Source organism: Cecembia lonarensis LW9 (genome assembly GCF_000298295.1).
GTDB classification, from domain to species: domain Bacteria; phylum Bacteroidota; class Bacteroidia; order Cytophagales; family Cyclobacteriaceae; genus Cecembia; species Cecembia lonarensis.
Genome location: NZ_AMGM01000001.1, coordinates 120071 through 139457 on the forward strand (window position 1 = coordinate 120071; position 19387 = coordinate 139457).

General features: G+C 33.9%; 16 protein-coding genes. 14 read left to right on the plus strand and 2 right to left on the minus strand.

Translation table 11 applies throughout. The features are described 5' to 3' along the window. The first annotated feature begins 1 nt into the window (after position 1). From B879_RS00545 to B879_RS00610, 14 genes are all read left to right on the plus strand, one after another. The gene (locus B879_RS00545; RefSeq protein ID WP_009183167.1) at positions 2–1282 is read left to right on the plus strand and encodes an NAD(P)H-dependent oxidoreductase; all 1281 of its coding nucleotides are present in this window, start codon (positions 2–4) and stop codon (positions 1280–1282) included. A gap of 156 nt (positions 1283–1438) precedes the next feature. Next, the gene (locus B879_RS00550; protein ID WP_009183168.1) at positions 1439–2356 is read left to right on the plus strand and encodes a beta-1,6-N-acetylglucosaminyltransferase; all 918 of its coding nucleotides are present in this window, start codon (positions 1439–1441) and stop codon (positions 2354–2356) included. Positions 2357–2371: 15 nt separating this feature from the next. Then, a complete protein-coding gene (locus B879_RS00555) occupies positions 2372–3256 on the plus strand; it encodes a beta-1,6-N-acetylglucosaminyltransferase (protein WP_009183169.1) in 885 nt (294 codons plus the stop codon). A 31-nt stretch (positions 3257–3287) separates the two neighbouring features. After that, complete coding sequence (locus tag B879_RS00560) at positions 3288–4685, plus strand: oligosaccharide flippase family protein (RefSeq protein ID WP_009183170.1); 1398 nt, start codon at positions 3288–3290, stop codon at positions 4683–4685. Further along, the gene (locus B879_RS00565; protein ID WP_009183171.1) at positions 4682–5935 is read left to right on the plus strand and encodes a hypothetical protein; all 1254 of its coding nucleotides are present in this window, start codon (positions 4682–4684) and stop codon (positions 5933–5935) included. Before B879_RS00560 ends, B879_RS00565 begins: the two co-directional genes overlap by 4 nt. A 41-nt stretch (positions 5936–5976) precedes the next feature. Beyond that, a complete protein-coding gene (locus tag B879_RS00570; RefSeq protein WP_157231468.1) occupies positions 5977–6975 on the plus strand; it encodes a glycosyltransferase family 2 protein in 999 nt (332 codons plus the stop codon). Positions 6976–7012: 37 nt separating this feature from the next. Further along, positions 7013–8080 carry a glycosyltransferase gene (locus B879_RS00575; RefSeq protein ID WP_009183173.1) on the plus strand — a complete coding sequence of 356 codons (1068 nt, stop codon included), beginning with the start codon at positions 7013–7015 and terminating at the stop codon, positions 8078–8080. Positions 8081–8191: 111 nt separating this feature from the next. Further along, positions 8192–8680, plus strand: a complete 489-nt coding sequence (locus B879_RS00580) for a serine O-acetyltransferase (protein WP_009183174.1) — start codon at positions 8192–8194, stop codon at positions 8678–8680. Beyond that, positions 8671–9714, plus strand: coding sequence for a glycosyltransferase family 4 protein (locus B879_RS00585; protein ID WP_009183175.1), 1044 nt, complete (start codon positions 8671–8673; stop codon positions 9712–9714). The genes B879_RS00580 and B879_RS00585 overlap by 10 nt, the downstream gene beginning before the upstream one ends. A gap of 48 nt (positions 9715–9762) precedes the next feature. Next, on the plus strand, positions 9763–10842 hold the full coding sequence (locus B879_RS00590; protein WP_009183176.1) for a glycosyltransferase family 4 protein: 1080 nt from the start codon (positions 9763–9765) through the stop codon (positions 10840–10842). 10 nt (positions 10843–10852) lie between these two features. Further along, positions 10853–12013: a glycoside hydrolase family protein gene (locus B879_RS00595; protein ID WP_009183177.1), complete on the plus strand. Its 1161-nt coding sequence runs from the start codon at positions 10853–10855 to the stop codon at positions 12011–12013. 58 nt (positions 12014–12071) lie between these two features. After that, on the plus strand, positions 12072–13931 hold the full coding sequence (gene asnB / locus B879_RS00600) for an asparagine synthase (glutamine-hydrolyzing) (RefSeq protein ID WP_009183178.1): 1860 nt from the start codon (positions 12072–12074) through the stop codon (positions 13929–13931). After that, entirely contained in the window at positions 13928–14986 is a 1059-nt protein-coding gene (locus B879_RS00605; protein WP_009183179.1) for a polysaccharide deacetylase family protein, read from the plus strand. Before asnB ends, B879_RS00605 begins: the two co-directional genes overlap by 4 nt. A 90-nt stretch (positions 14987–15076) precedes the next feature. Beyond that, positions 15077–16009: a glycosyltransferase family 2 protein gene (locus B879_RS00610; RefSeq protein WP_009183180.1), complete on the plus strand. Its 933-nt coding sequence runs from the start codon at positions 15077–15079 to the stop codon at positions 16007–16009. A 7-nt stretch (positions 16010–16016) separates the two neighbouring features. Here the strand turns inward: B879_RS00610 and B879_RS00615 are convergent, their stop codons facing one another. Both B879_RS00615 and B879_RS00620 read right to left on the minus strand, forming a co-directional pair. Further along, entirely contained in the window at positions 16017–17072 is a 1056-nt protein-coding gene (locus B879_RS00615) for a polysaccharide lyase family protein (RefSeq protein WP_009183181.1), read from the minus strand. A gap of 44 nt (positions 17073–17116) precedes the next feature. Continuing rightward, positions 17117–19171, minus strand: coding sequence for an Ig-like domain-containing protein (locus B879_RS00620; RefSeq protein ID WP_009183182.1), 2055 nt, complete (start codon positions 19169–19171; stop codon positions 17117–17119). Positions 19172–19387: the final 216 nt, after the last annotated feature.

The window sequence follows — 19387 nt, forward strand, 5'->3', positions numbered from 1 at the left end:
TATGATACTTACAGATAAAGCGTTGGAAAAACGAGCCAGAAACAACAATCCCATCAAGGTCGGAATGATTGGCGCGGGAGAAATGGCCAAGGGAATGATCAACCAAATATTTCATTACACACCAGGAATGGAAGTGACTGCAATTTATAACAGAACCCCTTCCAGGGTTGAAACTGTTCTGAATGCTTTAAATATTCCTGAATTTGAACATTCCAATAACTTAGAGGATGCTACAAGGATCATTCAAGAAGGTAAAATTTGGATAACCTCAGATATTGATTCCTTCCTGTCCTTTGATGGATTAGATGTTGTAGTTGAATCCACAGGTTCCATTGAGTTTGGGGCTGAGACTTTATTGAAGGCTTTTGAGAAAGGCAAGCATGTGTTGTCTTTTAATGCGGAATTAGACTCCACTCTAGGTCCTATTCTTTATAAAAAATCGAAGGAACTTGGAGTTAAATACTCTTTGGGAGATGGTGACCAGCCAGGAGTCACCATGAACCTTTACAGGTATGTGAAAGGTATGGGCTTTGAGCCAAGGGTCTGTGGTAACATCAAAGGCATGTTGGACTACTACAGAACACCTGCCACCCAAAAAGGATTTGCGGATTCTTGGGGTATGCAACCTGAGATGGCTACAAACTTTGCAGACGGCACAAAGGTTGCTTTCGAGCAGTCTTGCATTGCTAATGCTACCGGCATGAAAGTAGCGAAGAGAGGTATGTTGGGCTATCAGTACGACGGCCACGTGGATGAAATGACCGGTATGTTTGACTTGGAACAAATCAGATCTTTAGGTGGAATTGTAGATTTTGTCATTGGCTCCAAACCCTCCCCAGGAGTTTTTGTTTTCGCAGAGGCTAAAGACCCTTACTCTATAAAGTACTTGAAATATGGTAAATTAGGAGATGGCCCCTTGTACAGTTTTTATGTTCCTTTTCATTTACTGTTTTTCGATATAGCTAGCTCTATCTGTAGATTAATTGACTTTGATGATCCTGTAATTGTTCCCAAAAATGGCCCTGTTGTAGATGTAGTTACGGTGGCCAAAACAGATTTAAAACCAGGAGATCGATTGGATGGCATAGGGGGATTCAAAGCTTATGGTTTATGCGAAAACCACGATACTGCACTCCAAGAGAAATTACTACCTATGGGACTATCCCATGGCTGCATCGTAAAAAATAACATTCAAAAGGATCAGACTATCACATTTGCGGATGTTGAATTACCGCAAGGAAGATTAATTGATCATTTATGGTTGGAGCAAAATAAAATTTAATTATATTAAGAGTATTATAGTCCTAGTGATGAGGGCTTCCCATGATTCAAAATAGACGATTTTTTTCACCTTCTTTTAAATCAATACAAGTGAATTTTCACAAAATCACTTTGTCCATTTAGCATTTGTTTAACCACTCAATCTATAAAACGAATTATGAGAAAGCATGCTGTACTTTTGATAGCTCATCAAAATCCTGACCATCAACTGAAATTAATCAATTATTTGGGGGAATCATTTGACTTCTATATTCACTTCAACAAAAAATGCAATTTATCTGACAAAGAGATAAAAGCATTTACTGATTTGCCTAATGTAAAACTATTTAGTCAGAAATATAAAGTGAATTGGGGAGGTGTAAAGCTTACTCAAATTATTTTCGATCTTGGGCGTGAAGCAATAAAAAATGAGGATTATAAATACATCATTGTTTTAAGCGGTCAGGATTTTCCCATTAAAACAAGGAAAGATATTTTGGATTTTTACCAAGAAAATGATGGGCAACAATTCCTACTCCACTATCCCTTACCTTCACCTTGGTGGCACAATGGCGGCTTGGAACGCTTTAATCATTATCATTTTTACGATTGGATAAATGGCAGAAGCACCATAGGGCTACGGCTGATAAACCTGATGGTTAAAATCCAAAAATACATGAAACTTAATCGTAATATCGAAAAAAAACTACCTCCGATGTATGGAGGGTCATGTTGGTTTTCTCTTACGGCTGATTGTATGAAATATTGTACTTCCTACTTTGATAAACAAAAGGATTTATTCAATCAGATCAGCCATACTTTTGCGCCCGATGAGATGATCTTTCACACCATCATTATGAACTCCAGCTTTGCAAAGTCAGTCAAAAATGACAATTTGTTCTTTATTAGTTGGGAAGACGGTCCTAGTCCCGTTACTTTAGATGATTCCTTCTTCCCAATTTTAAAAAGCTCTGAAAAATTGTTTGCCAGAAAATTTATAAACCCTGTTTCCACTAACCTCCTTGAAAAGCTAACAGCCCTCAACTCAAAAGGCTTCGAGGTAGAACAGGGTTCATTCAACTCTGGTGTTGGCTAAAAACATAAATATTAAATGAAAAAACATGCAATTCTCTTATTGGCTCATAATCAGCTCAATCATTTAATTGATCTTGTCAACATGTTTGATGAAAATTTCCATTTTTTCATCCATTTAGATAAGGGAGCCCATTACGAGGAGGAAGATATTTTGAAAATTAAAAACATTGAAAATGTACAAATAATTAAACAACGACATAAAATAAAATGGGGAGGATACTCCATTATAAAGGCTTTCACCTGGTTAGGCAGACAAATTCCTTCAATCAAGGACTATGCTTACATTCACCTTATGAGCGGACATGACACACCCCTTCAATCTCCAGAAAAGATTATAGCCTATTTCGAAAAACACAATGGGAAACAATTCCTCCACCACTTCAGATTACCTAGTGCTAATTGGGCGGGCAATGGTGGTTTAGATAGACTGAAATACTATCATTTCTATGACCAATTCAATGCTAAAAACAAATTTGGTCTCAAAATAATCAGGGTATTAATACGCATTCAAAAATTTTTGGGCATTAAAAGGGATTTGTCCCACCTAAATTTAAAACTGTTTGGGGGATCTTGTTGGTGTTCATTGACTGGATCTTGCTTTCAATTTTGTATGGACTATTTGAAAACTCATCCAGAATATTTAAAATCCATGAAATATACCTTTGCACCAGATGAATTTTTCTTCCATACATTGGTCATGAATTCCCCATATAAAGAACATGTAGCTAATGATAATTTGTACTTTATTAATTGGGATGAACGCGCTAGTAACAGCCCAAGTATACTAACTTCTGATGACTTTGAAAAAATTCAAAAATCCAAAAAATTATTTGCAAGGAAAATAACATTACCGCACTCCAACTTACTAAAGAGAAAAATCAAAAAAAATATTATATCTTAAGCCCGCAAACAAGCGGCTACAGACTTTTTAAATGCTCTCCAAGATATTTCACAATAAGGTCTTTAAGAATTTCTCCTATTTAACAATAGGTTCTGCACTTTCGCAAGTTTTCAGCTTGCTGACCATTTTAAAAATAACCAAACTTCTTCACCCGGATGATTATGGCCTGTACTCCTTTATAATAGCACAAGGTACATTGATCATGACCATTGCCGACCTAGGCATCATGATGATCGTGGTTAGATCCATTGCAAGAGACCCACAAAGAACCAATGACTTGGTTTACAATGGAATGCTTCTAAGGATAATTTCTATCCTTGGGATGGCAGGTGTTTATATAGGGTATAATTATTTTTTAGGAAACCTTAGTGGCTTTGAAATGGCAATGGTGTTTTTATTTGCTCTCATTTCCTGTTTTGGTAAAATTTTTGAAACCGCATTTTTGGGACATCAAATCATGCTTCCCACTGCAATAATCAACTTCAGTTCAGGTTTTCTTTGGTTTGTCTATGTTTTTTTAGCCCCGGTAGAACTGATTCAGGTAAATTATCTGGTCGTTGCTTTTTTGATTTTAAATGTCATCAAAAACCTGGCATATTATTTCAGCTTAAAAAAATTCAATCTCTTACTTGGAAAAATTGGAGATTTTTGGACTTCCTCCAAACGTTTACTAAAAGAAAGCTGGCCGTATTTTGCCCTTACCTTGGTAGCCATGCCCTATACAAAATTTTCCAATAACTTTCTTGATATCAATTCCAGTATTGATGAGGTAGCCTTTTATAACCTTTCAGATAAATTTACCGGGCCCATATCTATGGTATTGGACATGGCACTTATTGCTATTTTCCCCAATTTTTCAGCCCTTTGGATTACCAACAAAGGAAAATTCAAAAAAACGATACAGGATAACTTCAAGTATTTTATGCTTCTAGGAATGGTCCTCTGTTTTTTATTTACAGTCTTTGCCATGGAGATCTTAGGCTTCTTGTTTCCTGCAAGCTATCTACCTGCTGTATTTGTTTGTCAGATCCAAATTTGGGTGCTTTTCTTAAACTCAGTCAACAGTTTGATGGGAACGATACTAGGGTCCACAGACAATGAGAAAAAAATATTAAAAATAGGGATAGTGAATATGTTATTCTCTACGCCCATCGTCTATTTCGGAAGTTATTATGGGGCACTGGGATTATCAATCGCATATTTATCAGCAACAGCACTATTCCAGTTTTATATATGGTATGTGTTTCAAAAAACCATTTCTATAAAAATAAAAGATAGTTTCTTAATGGGTGGCTTGGCAATTCTTCTATTCCTTTCATCTTATTTTTTATTAGGAGAGATAAATATCCTGTTCAAAATTCTAATTGCAGCTTTAGTATTACTCACATCGGGCTGGTTTTCAAAAAATCTAATGGTTAAGGGTTCATGAAAAAGTATTACTTATTAATCATTCTCGCAATCATTGTTCCGATTACCTTAAGATTTTTTGATGCAAATTTTTTGGATCAAAGGTTGGTCAATTATGTCTCCTTTCTGACGGTATGGGGACTTATCTCCTTAGCTGTAATATTAGGCCCTTACAAAGAAGGACCTTTTAATCTTCCAGTAAAACTGATATTTTTTTCAATATTATTCTCTATTGTGATGGCCAATTATTCTTGGGATCAAAAATACTGGGATAGCCTAATTGAATATACGCAATACTTGATTTGGCCACTTTTCTTTGTTTTGATTGGTGTGAATATGCCCATCAAAACCATTGAAAAAGTAGTTGTAGCCTATGGCTTGGTCTATGTAGGGCTGTACCTATTTCAATACATCAATTCAGGCACGGTCTTTTTCGGAAAACCATTATGGGGAGAAGAATTCCTAGAGTCTCGGGGTACTGTTAGAATAATCTTTCCTGCAAAAGGAGTCTTTCTTTTATCCATTTTTATCGCTATTACAAAAATCACCTCTGAAGAAAGTAAAAACAAATGGTTTTGGGTAATAATAGCGGCCCTTGGGTTAGTAATTCCAATCATGCAAGTTACCAGGCAATACATTGCTGGAGTATTGCTCATTTATGTTTTGCATTTCTCAAAAGCAACATCAAACATAAAAAAGGCACTTTTCCTTTTGATTTTTTCTTTAGGTTTTATGGTACTTATCCAATCTGAAATCCCCATGGTAAAAGGATTGATGGATACACAAAAAGAAAGCGACACAAGGGTAGATGAAAATTATATCAGGGTTCTGGCCGGCAAATATTTTATTACTGATCTCTCGCCTAACTTTTGGAGTCAGGTATTTGGAAACGGTTCTCCTTATTGGGGGATGTCTACTTATGGAAAATTTATCGAAAACCTAGCAGACAGAAAGGGTTATTTCCTTTCAGATCTAGGATTAATCGCTGTTTATGCCATGTTTGGAATTTTTGCTGTTGCTGGCTATATCTTGATTTGGATAAAAAGCTTAACTGTTCCCATACCGCCCAAATATCATTATGCCAAATATTATCTATGGTACCTTCTTATAACAAGTTTTACAGGTGCTTCGCTTTATTTTTACCACTACCTGATTGCAACAGTATTTGCTTTGTACATTTTCCAGAAAAGTTATTGGATGGAGTCTAAAAAACGGAAGATAATCAATTTGATAAAAATACTAGAAACTGATAAACCTAAAGAATTAAAATAAATATTAACACTAACTTTTAGATGACTTTTCTATCTGTCGTAATGCCAGTCTACAATGGTGAAAAACACCTTGTTGAAGCAATTGAAAGTGTTTTAAATCAATCATTTGGAAACTTTGAATTGATCATCATTGACGATGCGTCAACTGACCAATCGGTTGAAATAATCCGGTCTTTTGCTGATGCAAGAATTCGTTTACTACAAAACGAACAAAATTCGGGAGTAGCCGCTACAAGAAATCGAGGGCTCCAAGAAGCTAAAGGTGAATATTTGGTTTGGATGGATTGCGATGATATTATAGATACCAAGAAATTTGAAATTCAGGTTAATTTTTTAAATCAAAATCCAGAAATAGGAATTTGTGGGACTTGGCTGACCAGGTTTGGAGAAGGAAGACCTCGGTTATCCAAATCCCCTACTGACCCTGAAATTATCAAGGCATCCTTGATATTTAACCCCTCAGTTTGGAATGCCACCGCTATGTTTCGAATGGATAAGATCAAAAATGCAAATTTATCCTATGATACAAGGCTTAAAGTAGCAGAAGATTATAATTTTTATTTTGATGCAAGTCATCATTTCCCAATGAAGAATATTGCAAAATCTCTTTATCACTATAGGGCTTCTGATTCTAGTATCATGAAGAAATTTGGTGACCAAGAGGATAAGATGCTCAAATTCTATCAAATTATTTATACGAAAGTGTTTGATGCATTAGCGATAGAAAAAACTGAAGAAAATTTCTTAAAACACAGAAAGATTGCATCAACTCAACTTTATGATAACTGGAAAGAATTCAAAATCGCACATCATTGGTTGCTATCGCTTATTGGACAAAATGAAAAAATACAGCTTTATGACCAAAAAGCTTTTGAAATTGTAATAAACGATGCATTCTTTTTTTTATGTAAAAAAAGTTCACAGATGGGATTAAAAATATTCTTTTATTACATAAAGCATAGGAATAAGAGCCTGCCCAAAGATTACAATCTCTTCCTCAGGCTATTTATCCGTTGCCTCATCCTTTACAAAAAATTTTGATTTCCACACCTACAATTTTTTCTGAATAAATAAATAAATGAAAAAACTATTGATCGCTACAAAGGAACAATTTGGATATCACGTTGATTCCTACAAATATGCAGAATATCTTAAAGATGACTTTCAAATCACCTATGTATGTTTATATCAAAAAAGGAAAAAAATTCCAATGGAAGGAATAAAATTGATTTATGTTCCTAGAATTGGCAATAAAGTAAACAGGTATTTGAACTTATTAAAGACCATTCATCAGGAAATTAAAAATAATCATTACGATGTAGTTTTTGTAGTTTATTTCTTAGGGTGTTTTATTTTTCAACTATTACACCCCCGCCAAGTATTAAATTTAGATATCAGAACAGCTTCAGTAGGAAAAAATATCAGACTAAATTTTATAGAAGATGTAATACTTAAATTTGAATGTTTATTTTTTAAAAACATAAGTATCATTGGAGAAAATTTAAGAAGACTCTTGAATATTAAACGGGCACATATACTCCCTTTAGGTGGGGAATGCTTTACTGAAAAGCCAGCAAACATGGATATATTAAGCTTATTGTATGTTGGAACGCTTGAAAACAGGAATTTAATAAATTTTGTAAAAGGTTTTCATCATTTTTTTGAAGATCTGAATATGGAAACCAAAAATCAATCCTTGAAATTGATTATAGTTGGAGATAGCCCTCACGGAGAATTGATTGAAATTAAAGATTATATCAAAAGATACCGACTTGAAAAAGTCATAGAGACACCAGGATTTATTCCAAACAATCAATTAACTGGTTTTTTTGAACAATCAAATGTGGGGGTGTCATACATTCCATTAACTAAATACTACCAAAACCAACCACCAACCAAAACATTTGAATATCTGCTCTCAGGCCTACCAGTGATAGCTACAGCTACTATTGAAAACCAAAAAATTGTCAATGCATCCAACGGTGTACTGATAGGAGATGATTCTGATTCAGTAAGAAAAGGCCTTCATGAAATCTTAGAAAAAAAATATACTTATAATCCCGAGTCTATTAAAAAAGATTTGAATCAAAGTCTTTGGAAAAACATTGTTTTGAAAAACCTAAAACCTTATCTGGAGGGTTTATAACCTAAAAACATGGTATATAAGCCTACAAGCGTTTAAATAAAAATTATTTTTTATCCTGAATAGTTAAGAAATCATTCTATGTGTTAATCACAAGTATGAAAATTTAGTAATATGACTTCAATTATTTCTGAAATAAAAAATCTTTCAGGAAATACAAAAGGAATTTTTTTTCTTTTGTTTTTTAGAACAAGTGCCTATATCGCAAAAAGAAAGCTTTTGAGGATACTATTCTTTTGGTTTAGAGTCTTATATAAGTTCATAATTCAATGGAATCTAGGAATCGATATTCCTGATACGGTTAAAATAGGTAAAAATTTTCGAGTATATCATGGTATGGGGTTGGTTATTCATGAAAATACGGTTATTGGTGAGCATGTCACACTAAGGCATAACACCACAATTGGATTAAAAAAAGAAAATGGGAAAGCTCCTTTAATTGGGAACAATGTCGATATAGGGGCAAATGCTGTGATAATTGGAGAAATAAAAATTGGTGACAATTCAATAGTAGCAGCAGGTTCTGTAGTGATAAGTGATATTCCGTCCAATGTTATTGTTGCAGGAAACCCCGCTAGAATAGTAAAAGAATTATGCGTATAAATAATGTTTTGGTTGTCGCTCCAAGTAGAAAAACAAGAGGAGGAATAACTGCGGTAGTAAAATTATATGAGCGCAGTGCTTTGTGGGATTCTTGGAATTGTTTTTGGATTGAGACCCACATAGATAAAACCAAGTTTTTGAAATTAATGTATTTTATAAAAGCATTCATTGTATTTCTTGCAAAGTTGCCCTTTTATAACATTGTACACATCCACCTTAGTGAGCCTGCCTCAGCTGTTCGGAAAACTTTTTTTTTCATTCCAGCAAAAATTTTAAGAAAAAAAATCATCCTTCACTTCCATTCTTTTTCTCCTGATACCACAATCAACAGTCGATTTAAAAGATTATACAAATTCCTTTTCTCAAATTGTAATAAATTGATTGTATTGTCTTCCTATTGGAAGGAAAGCGTTCTTAATTCATTTCCTGCTATGAATAATGTTGAGATCATATACAATCCATGTGCTCCAATTGAATTTCATGCTCTAACAGCAAAAAAAGAGAAGTATATATTGTTTGCAGGGACATTAAATCAAAGAAAGGGTTATGAAGACTTAATTCATTCCTTCTCAAGGATCGAATCAATTAACAGTGAATGGTCAGTAGTTTTTGCTGGAAATGGAGAAATAGAAAAAGGTAAAGACTTGGTCAGAAAGCTGAATTTAGATAATCGCGTAATATTTAAAGGATGGGTGACCGGTGAAGAAAAGGCTAAACTATTCAGAGAGGCTTCAATTTTTTGTCTACCCAGTTACGCAGAAGGTTTTCCTATGGCTGTTTTGGATGCTTTTTCTTATGCGCTACCAGTTATTGTAACCCCTGTTGGAGGATTACCAGATGTTCTTAAAGATGGCATAAATTCATTTTTATTTGCCCCGGGTGATATTGAGGATTTATCAAAAAAACTCAATACATTGATGCAAAATGAGCATTTACAAAATAAGTTTTCGATTGCCTCAAGAAATTTTGCAACAACTGATTTTTCTTTAGAAAGTGTTATTGAAAAAATTTCACACCTTTATAAAAAATTGTAGCACGAACTTTCAATTCAAATTGGAAAAAGTTTTTTAAGAATAACTACTATGAAAATTCTAAAACTTCATGAAACTCTAAATAATACTGGAGGTATTGTAAGTTTTCAAAAGGATTTAGAGAAATTTTATTCCACTTCAGACAATGAATATGCACATTTCAGGACTGGGAAAGTGGAAAATCATCCTCTTCTAAGTAATGGTTTCATAAGACTTATTGACTTAGCTATTTCCTATTTTATCTTTCCTTTTATTCTACTCAAGAGGAAACCTGATGTAATTGAAATTAATTCTGGACTAGACTTTAAATCATTCTACCGCGACAGATTTTACTTGAAAATAACAAGAATGATAATACCAAAAGCTAAAATCATCTTACTGATGCATGGTTGGGACGAAGATTTCTGGGATAATATGGTTGAAAATAAACCAAATTCATTAAGATTCTTTTTTGATACAGCAGATTCAGTAATTGTATTGGCTGATCAGTTTAAAAATGAATTGATAAATTTAGGCTTAAATAAGCATAAGTTATATGTTATTAGAACAGGCTTGGATATCAAACTTTTTAAATCTGATACTGATCAAAATTTTGAACAAACTCGGATTTTGTTTTTGGCAAGAATTGAAAAAGGAAAGGGGATTTTTGAATTCATTAATGCTATACCCTTGCTATTAAAATTTAATCCAGACATCATTTTTGATATTGCAGGTTCAGGAAGCATTTTTTCAGAAATTCAAAATCATGATGTTGTCACAAAACATAAAGATAATATCAGGTTCTATGGGTACATCAACGGGGAAGAAAAAATCAATCTATATAAAACATCAACCATCTACGTTTTTCCATCCTATACAGAAGGTTGTCCTGTTTCTATTTTAGAGGCAATGGCTATTGGTTTACCTCTAATTTATACTAATGTTGGTGCACTTAGAGAAATTCTAAAAGACGGTGTCAACGGGATATTGGTTCCAATCGCTGACTCTCATTCTATTGTAGAGGCTGTAAAACAATTACTTTCTGATCCAATAAGAATGAAGGAAATGGGAAGGCTGAATAAACAACAAGCAGAAAATGATTTTCCCATTGAAAAAATATTCAATGAATTAGAACATATTTATTTGCAATAACTTTTTTAAAATGGAAGAATCTTTGAAATATTATTGTTTGAGAGAAGATTTAAGTACTTATGATCCCTATGACATATGGAAAACATCATTAGGGGTTAAAGTAAAAGACTGGTTCAACAGGAATAAATACATAGCTGGTGGACCTGCCCTTTTGATGACGCTTTATGACCAGTTTTTAAATAATAGTTTAAGGTTAGGTTACAAAAAGCAGGAATATCCGATAGTCAGGGCTTTGGCAGCTCAAACCTTACTTTACAGCTATCAACAAACAAAAAATCAAGAATATTTACATTTTGCCAAAACTCATCTTGATTGGTTGGCCGAAAATAGTAGCAAAGGTTATTCCGGACATTGTTGGGGCCTTGGTTTTAAATGGGCAGTTTATAATGGGGTAATCTATGACGCCAATACCCCCCACTCTACGCATACGCCCTATGCATTAGAAGCTTTTGACTTATATACACGAATCACAAATGATTCCCGATACGTAGAGGTAATTAAAAGCTGTTTCAATTTTTACGAAAATGATTTAGTTATTCTATCTGAGGATGAGGAAAGTATGGGAATATCCTATGGCCCTCTGAAAGATCGGGTTGTCAACAATGCTGTATCTTATACTATTTTAGCTTATAGTATTTTCCTAACATATTTCCCTGAAAAAGAAGATTATATAAAAAATAAAATCCAAAAGTTCTTTAACTTCCTGAAAAAACACCAGTTAGAAGACGGGGCTTGGTTTTATGCACCACTTGAGGCAAATTCCTTTATCGACTGTTTCCATTCTTGTATTATACTTAAAAACCTTTTCAAAGTAAGAAACATGTTAGATGAGAAAATGGATGATTGGAATGCCATCATCGAAAAAGGATATAATTACGTTTTATCCAATTTTTATAACGAAAATGTAGGATTATTTCGGAGATTTTCGAAGACGAATAAGCTTTCAATTGTTAATTTTGATTTATATGACAATGCTGAGGTGTTGGCATTAGCAAAACTCCTTAAGGACCGCGATACTATCAAAAAACTGGAACCAAAAATCAAGGAAGTTTTTAGCAAGAACAACCAAGAAATTTACTCGTCCAAAAACATATTTGGTAAGTTGATCAATAAAAACACTTTAAGATGGGCCGTAATGCCATATTTATATGCTCAATCTTTAAATGGTTAAACTAAATACCGTAAAAATAGACCATTAAAAAATTCACTTTGTTTAAAATCTTTTAAGTATGTGTGGCATTTTAGGCTCCATTAATCTTCCCATAAATGGTTCAATTCTTGATCTGATCAAACATCGGGGACCTGATGACAGTGGTTTAGAAGTTTTTCAATTTGCAGACAATCATGTCTATTTCGGACATAGGAGACTTTCGATCCTAGACCTTTCAGCTGCTGGGCATCAACCCATGATTTCAAATGATGGTAGATACGCATTGATTTTCAATGGTGAAATCTACAACCATGAAGATTTAAGGCAAAAAATCAAAAGCCCTATTAATTATAAAGGCCATTCTGATACAGAGACCATTCTCTATTATTTGATAGAGTTTGGTTTTGACGCTATTGCAGACTTAAATGGGATTTTTGCACTCGCGTTTTATGCTATCAATAATGGGCAGCTTTATTTAGCAAGAGATCATTTTGGCGTAAAACCATTATATTATGCTTTAGATGCAGCAAACAACACGCTGCTTTTCAGTTCAGAAATCAGACCAATAAAACAAAGCAATAAAGAGAATGATTTAAATATGCCCGCTCTCGGTTCATTGTTAAGACTAAGGTACAATGCAGCGCCTTATACCTTATATGAAGATATTGAGAAAGTTAGGCCTGGACATTATTTAAAATTCAATCTTTCGGAAAAACTTTCAGAGTGCAAACAAGTTGCTTTTTTAAAACCCATACCTTTAAAGAAAAAATTTACCGATAAGGATCAAGCCATTGAAAAATATGGGGAATTTTTTGAGCGGGCAGTCCAAAGACAACTACAATCAGACGTCCCCATTGGTGTTTTGTTAAGTGGTGGAATTGACTCAGCTATGGTAGCATCAGTCGCTCAAAAATATTCAAATTATAAACTAAAGGCATTTACAGTTGGTTTTGAAGGAGTATTTGATGAAGATGAAATAGAACAAGCTGCACAAACAGCTGAGTTTTTAGGGTTGGAACACCATTATAAAAAAATCGATTTTTCCGATTTCCTCTCTGTTATGAAAAAGTGCAGCAAAATTGTGGAAGAACCTTTGGCTACCACTTCCATGATTCCCATGTATTTTCTTTCTGATTTGGCATCTAAACATGTAAAGGTGGTAATGACAGGCCAAGGGGCAGACGAACCACTTGGAGGTTATACCAAATACAAAGCCGAGATCATTCAGCAGAAGATTCCAAACATTGCTCAAAATTTCATAGGCGGTTTTTTAAAAAACATCCCTACAAAAAACGAGAAATTACAAAGAGGCTTACAGAGTTTGGGGATTAAAGATGAACTAGATAGATTTATAAGTACTTATGAAATATTCAGTAATCAAGAAATCTATGAATTGATCGCATGTGAAGACAGGCTAAGCAGAGACTTATTGGCCTATTTTTACAAAATATTGCAGTGCGAAAAAATCGAGCATCCTGTTGAAAGGATGATGGCTATAGATGCCAGAATGAATCTGGCAGATGATCTTCTCAATTATACAGATAAAATAACCATGAATTTCGCCTTGGAATGCAGGGTTCCAATTTTAGACCATGAGCTGATCCAATTCATTGAAAGTCTTCCTATGGAATATAGATTAAATTTAAAAGAGGGAAAACTTATCCATAAAGCATATGCGAAATCATTGTTGCCTACTGAAATCATTACAAGAAAAAAGAAGGCCTTTAAATCACCCACCAATTATTGGTTTAAAAACGAATCTACAATCCTTAAGTCAATATTATTGGATAATGGATCAGTCTTTTCAAGGATTTTCAACCTAAATAAAGTCAATCAACTTATTTCACTTCAAGAAAAAGGCCATAACAAAGAAAAACAGATTTTCCTTTTATTAGGTATTTATTACTTTTTGGAAAATTTTGAAATTAAAAAATCATGAATCTGATACTAACTTTTGATTATGAGTTATTTGGTAATGGCTCAGGCGATATTTTTAAGCACGTTATATTACCAACTGATAAAATTTTGTCGATATGTGATACTTATGGGATAAAAACAACCATATTTTTTGAAGTGGTAGAATATTGGTCCCTTAAAGAAGAATGGGATAAAGGCAATGATATGGGGTATTCCAAAAATCCCATTGAAGCGATGGAATCCCAACTTCAAACTGCTTTCAGAAACGGACATGATATTCAATTACATTTCCATCCCCAGTGGCTTGGCGCAAAATTTATCAACGATAAATGGGATTTGAATCTAAAGAACTGGAGATTAAGTGATTTTTCTGAGACTGATGGATTAGACCAATTTGGCTTGATCAAAAAAGGAGTAGAGACCTTGCAGGATATTATCAAACCTCTTAATCCTGATTACAAACCCAGTATAATTAGAGCTGGAGGATACAACATTATGCCTTCATTTAAGATAGCCCAAGCTATGCTTGAAAATGGTATTATTGTAGATAGTTCAGTGTATCCCGGAGGAGTAGAAAATGGTGAATATTCGAAATATGATTATTCAGAAGTACCCAATGATTTAGATTATTGGTTTACCAATGAAGAAAATGTTACACAGCGAACTACTTCGGGCACAATATTAGAAATTCCGATTTTTGCATTACCCATTACCCGATGGAAAAAGTACAACAAAGTAAGAATTAAATCTATATTGGTCAACAAAAAATCTGCATTAGAAAGCATTCAAGCAAAAACTTCAAAAACCAGCTTGGTAGAAAAAGTAAAATATTGGTTTCAAAAAGAATCCATTACCTGGGATTTCTGTCTTTTTGATATCAAAGCCCATAAACATTTCATTAAATACATAGATCACCATCTCAAAGGGAAGAGAAAAACTTTTGTATTGGTTGGACACCCCAAAAACTTTACCGATGAAGTAGAATTTGAGAAATTCATTAAATTAAGCTTAAAAAATTTTGGATTTCTTACTTTAGATGGTTATTCCAAATCATTGATTGAAAAAAAAATCCATTGAATTAAAAATAAATTTAAACCCATTTCGGCTTTTCACTATATTCATTGCTCTTTTGTGGCTTTATTCCTAAAATATTAAATTATTAAAAAAATGAAATTTACGATTGGTCTCCCTATAACCAAAACCAAATATTTGAAAGTAGCCTTAGACAGCATAGTAAATCAAAGCTTTCCAGATTATGAAATCATTATTAAAAACAATGGTGCAACTGAAGAAAAGAAAAAGGAGATAAAAGGTATATGTGACCCTTATCTTAATAAGAAAAATGTTACTTATTTTGAAAGTGAGCAACAGCTACCTATGGGCCCAAACTTTAATACAATATTGGATAAAGCAAAAGGTGACTTTTTTATGATAATGAGTGATGACGATATGCTAGAGCCCAATTATCTTGAGGAATTTAATAATCTCATTCTAGAGCATCCAGACCTTGAGGTTTTTCACTGCAGAATAAAATTGATTGATGAAAATGATAATTTGATCAGATATTCTGAAAACTGTCCTGAGCAAGAATCAAGAATCGATTTGCTATATAATAAGCTGGCTTATAAAAGGACCATTATCTTATCTGATTATTTAGCTTCCACAACTGTTCTAAGAAGCATTGGAGGTTTTCCTTCAGGGACAACAGCATACGGACTGGATGAAATCACCTGGTTTAAGTGTTGTGAGAAAGGAGTGGCATACACGCCCAAAGTTCTATTAAACTATAGGATATTCCTCGGAAACATAAGTTTTGACCCACAAAATATGAAAAACCGCTACAAAGAATTAGAGTTTCTAAATAAAGAACTAGAGACCATTATCAGGTCTGAGCTGCAAAACAATCATGGAATTTATCCTTTAGATTTTTTTCTTTCACTCAATGACAAGCGTACATTAATAGAAAAGGAAATTCTTTTTATTGACTATGCAAGCTCCACCAATTTACCCAAGGCACTAAAGTTCTATCTGCAAAATAGAGAAAATATACAATTCAAATCTTTACTTAAAGGATTGAGAGCAACAAAATCAACATTTTAACCAATTATTAATTACCATTACTTTTGATCCTAACTTTTCCACCTTCAGCAGGTGATGCTCCTGTTGTGACTTGGAAAGAACTAGGTTGAGTCTCACCATTTTTTGGTTTATCTAAATCGTAATCCCAATCAGGGTTCAATTCATATACCCCATAATCATCGATAAATATGTCCATGAAATTTTGACCATCCCAAGTCCCATCTAAATTCATCGCTCGGGTATAGCGACCATAATTATTAATTGTTGCATCTAACCTAGTCATTCCTCCATCATTTCTCCAAGTTCTTTGATTTCTTAAATCAAATATCCTTACCCCATCCTGCCAAACTTGGAAAATACCATTACCATCTCCAACTTTTGTCCTAATTATAATTTCAACCCATTGTCTGTTAGGAAGGTCTTTTTGAACTAATGGCTCAAAAGAAGTGTTGGGCGGACTTCCCCACTGGGCCCCGAAGTAAGACATGGAAAGAAAATTATTTCCACCAGAGTTGGCGCCTCCTCTTACATTGATATTTATAGAATGCAATGGGCTATTTCTGCTAGGTCCCACTCCCTTATATTGTGCAAGATTTAGAAAACCCCAATCTCCGTTTGGGATGTTGAATCCAACCTTTTTTTCCAGTCTTAAATAAAATCTAATAACGAAATCACTATTATTAGTAGGTGTTCCAATATTATAACGGTTATTATTTGTTTGTGCATGCCAATCAGAAGAAGATCCTCCCCCACTGTTGGTTGTTCTCATCCTCATTATCCTACTTCCTGATCTTGCCGGAAAAGGTGCATTTACAATTTCAGTTGTACCATGCCCATAATAACTGGTATTAAATTCCCCCCCATTATTCCATACACCTGGCCCATTTTCAAAATCATCGAAAAATCTTGAACGACCAATTCTATCTGCAGAATTAACCCTCATTTCTGAGTCCATGATCACATATCTCTCTGAAGAATTCGTGCCTTTTTTATCTTTACTATTATCAGGATTATTTACAACCATTACCCCTCCAAGAAAAAATGATAATAAGATATATTGAAAATTTAATAGCAACTTATACATAGGATTATAATTTTTTATTCTTAGACTTTACCAAAATGTCTTTTTTAATTTTTGATGAACTTTCTTCTTGCTGTTGTTCCTGACTCGTCTTCTAGATATAGCAAATAAACACCACGCCCTAATTTATTAACATCTATAGTCAGTATTCTATCAAAAGATTTATAAATGTCTTTTTCATTAACAAGGCCATTCATGGATACAATGGTTACTGTAAATTCATCTCCATCAGGTAAATCCTCTTCAAAAAACACGTTAAGCACATCAGAAGTAGGATTAGGACCAATCCGTAAATCAAATTCTTTAACAATACCTAACCCTTCATTCAATTGATTATCTTTAATTATCAAAACAAACTCGTCCGAGATAAATTCATTACCATAAATATCTCTTACAGAAGCTTTAAACCTATATGACCCAGGTCTATCTTCTTGCCAATCATAAGTCAAGGAACCTGAACTGAGATCTACTAAAAACTTACCATCCAAAAATAAATCTACTTCTTCTATATCGAATTTAAAATTTTCAAGCTCTAAAAATAACCTATAAAAGGAGGATTCATTTTCTTCATTCATGAGATAATTATAATCCAAATTGATAACAGGCAATTCTCCTTCTTCGACAAATACCTTAACAATGTTACTGAAAACTGTTTCCCCATCTTCAAAAAATAATCTTGCAACTAAATCATGAACTCCCACGGGAATATTTTCCCAAATAAAATTAAATGGAGCAGCTGTTCTTCTCCCTATTCTTTGATTTCCTCTAAAAAATTCAACTTTAGCTATCTTTCGTGTGGTAGTGGGTAGTTCAACCTTGATTTCTAAATCCATTCCCTCATAGGTCCTGGTATTTCTTGTTGGAGAAATGATTGAAAATTTACCAACAGTTGCTTCTTTTACAACTATATTGACTATATCCGATTGTTTTTCCGTAGCCGGATTGCCTCCGTAAGCAACAGCTCTTATCTTATGATTACCAAGAGGAACCGATTTCCATTCAAAAGAAAAGGGACTTGCGTTTGAAACACCAATTAACACTTGTCCATTATAATAGCTCACTTTTTCAACAGCCTCATCATTTCCATTAAACATCACCATAAGTTCCACGTCAGTTCCTTCGGTGAAAACCTCGTTTTCTATGGGACTTAAAATTGAAACATTTGGAATTTCTACTACTCCTTGTACTTCGACTACTACCACTCCAGACGTGGTGTTGGCATTTTTATCATCAAATGCTTTAGCAACTAACTCATATTTACCTGGTTGCGCCGGGGAGAATACTGCATTAAAAGGTGCCGCAGTTGAGGTACCTATCAATGTAGCGTTACTGAAAAACTCAACCCTAGAAATCTCCCCATCCGGATCCATAGCTTCAGCCTCCACTTTAATGGCTGTATTAAGAAGAAATTGTTCTCCATTATTTGGTGAAATTATTTGTACTACGGGTGGAATGTTTGCCTTAACAACCTCAATTCTCACTTCTGGTGAAGTTGCGGTGGCACCTCTTTCATCTATTACCCTTGCTTTGAGTGTGTGATTTCCAATTGCTAAATTTGTTAAGGTAAAATTGTTATCCGGATTGGCCACCGAACCAATTAAAACATCATTTCTAAATAATTCTACCCGTGTAATTCTTCCATTTTCACTGCTTGCATCAAATTTTACAGGTATATCATTGCCCGCATCAAATGAACCATTATTGCCAGGTGAAACTATTCTAATAGTAGGCTCGGTAAGTTTTTTGAAAAACCCTACCACATTGATATCAGAAGCTGGCATTACATATTCCAGTTCATTTTTTTCACTTATCCTTTCACCATTAATTTCCCAATGAGAAAAATAAAAGCCATTACTTGGTTCAGCTGTTATTGTAAGTTTTTCACCAGATTTAAATTCAAAAAATTCTTCGTCATTCTCCTGCTGAGCCACTCCTTCAAATTCATTCGCAATGTAAATTCTAAATTTTGTTTCTTTTTCTGAATTCGAGAAAACATGGCTTTCTGTTCCTTTGAACTCAGATTCCAAAGCATACAATTGCCCATGACCATAAAAAATGATCATGAAAAACCACATCAAAATATTTTTCAAATCAATACGCATCCAATCAACTGATTAAAAATTTGGTAGTTTGATGCTAAAAACATCAGAGGTGATTATTATCGAATGATTAAATTTAAGATTAGGAAAAAAACATCCCTCTATATTTTTAAGACTATTATTTATAGCTCGTGGGTGACGGAATTCTCTCATATCTAGGGCTTTAGTAAGTATAATTCGACTTCAATTTGCTATTTGCCCTTACACAATTACCATACC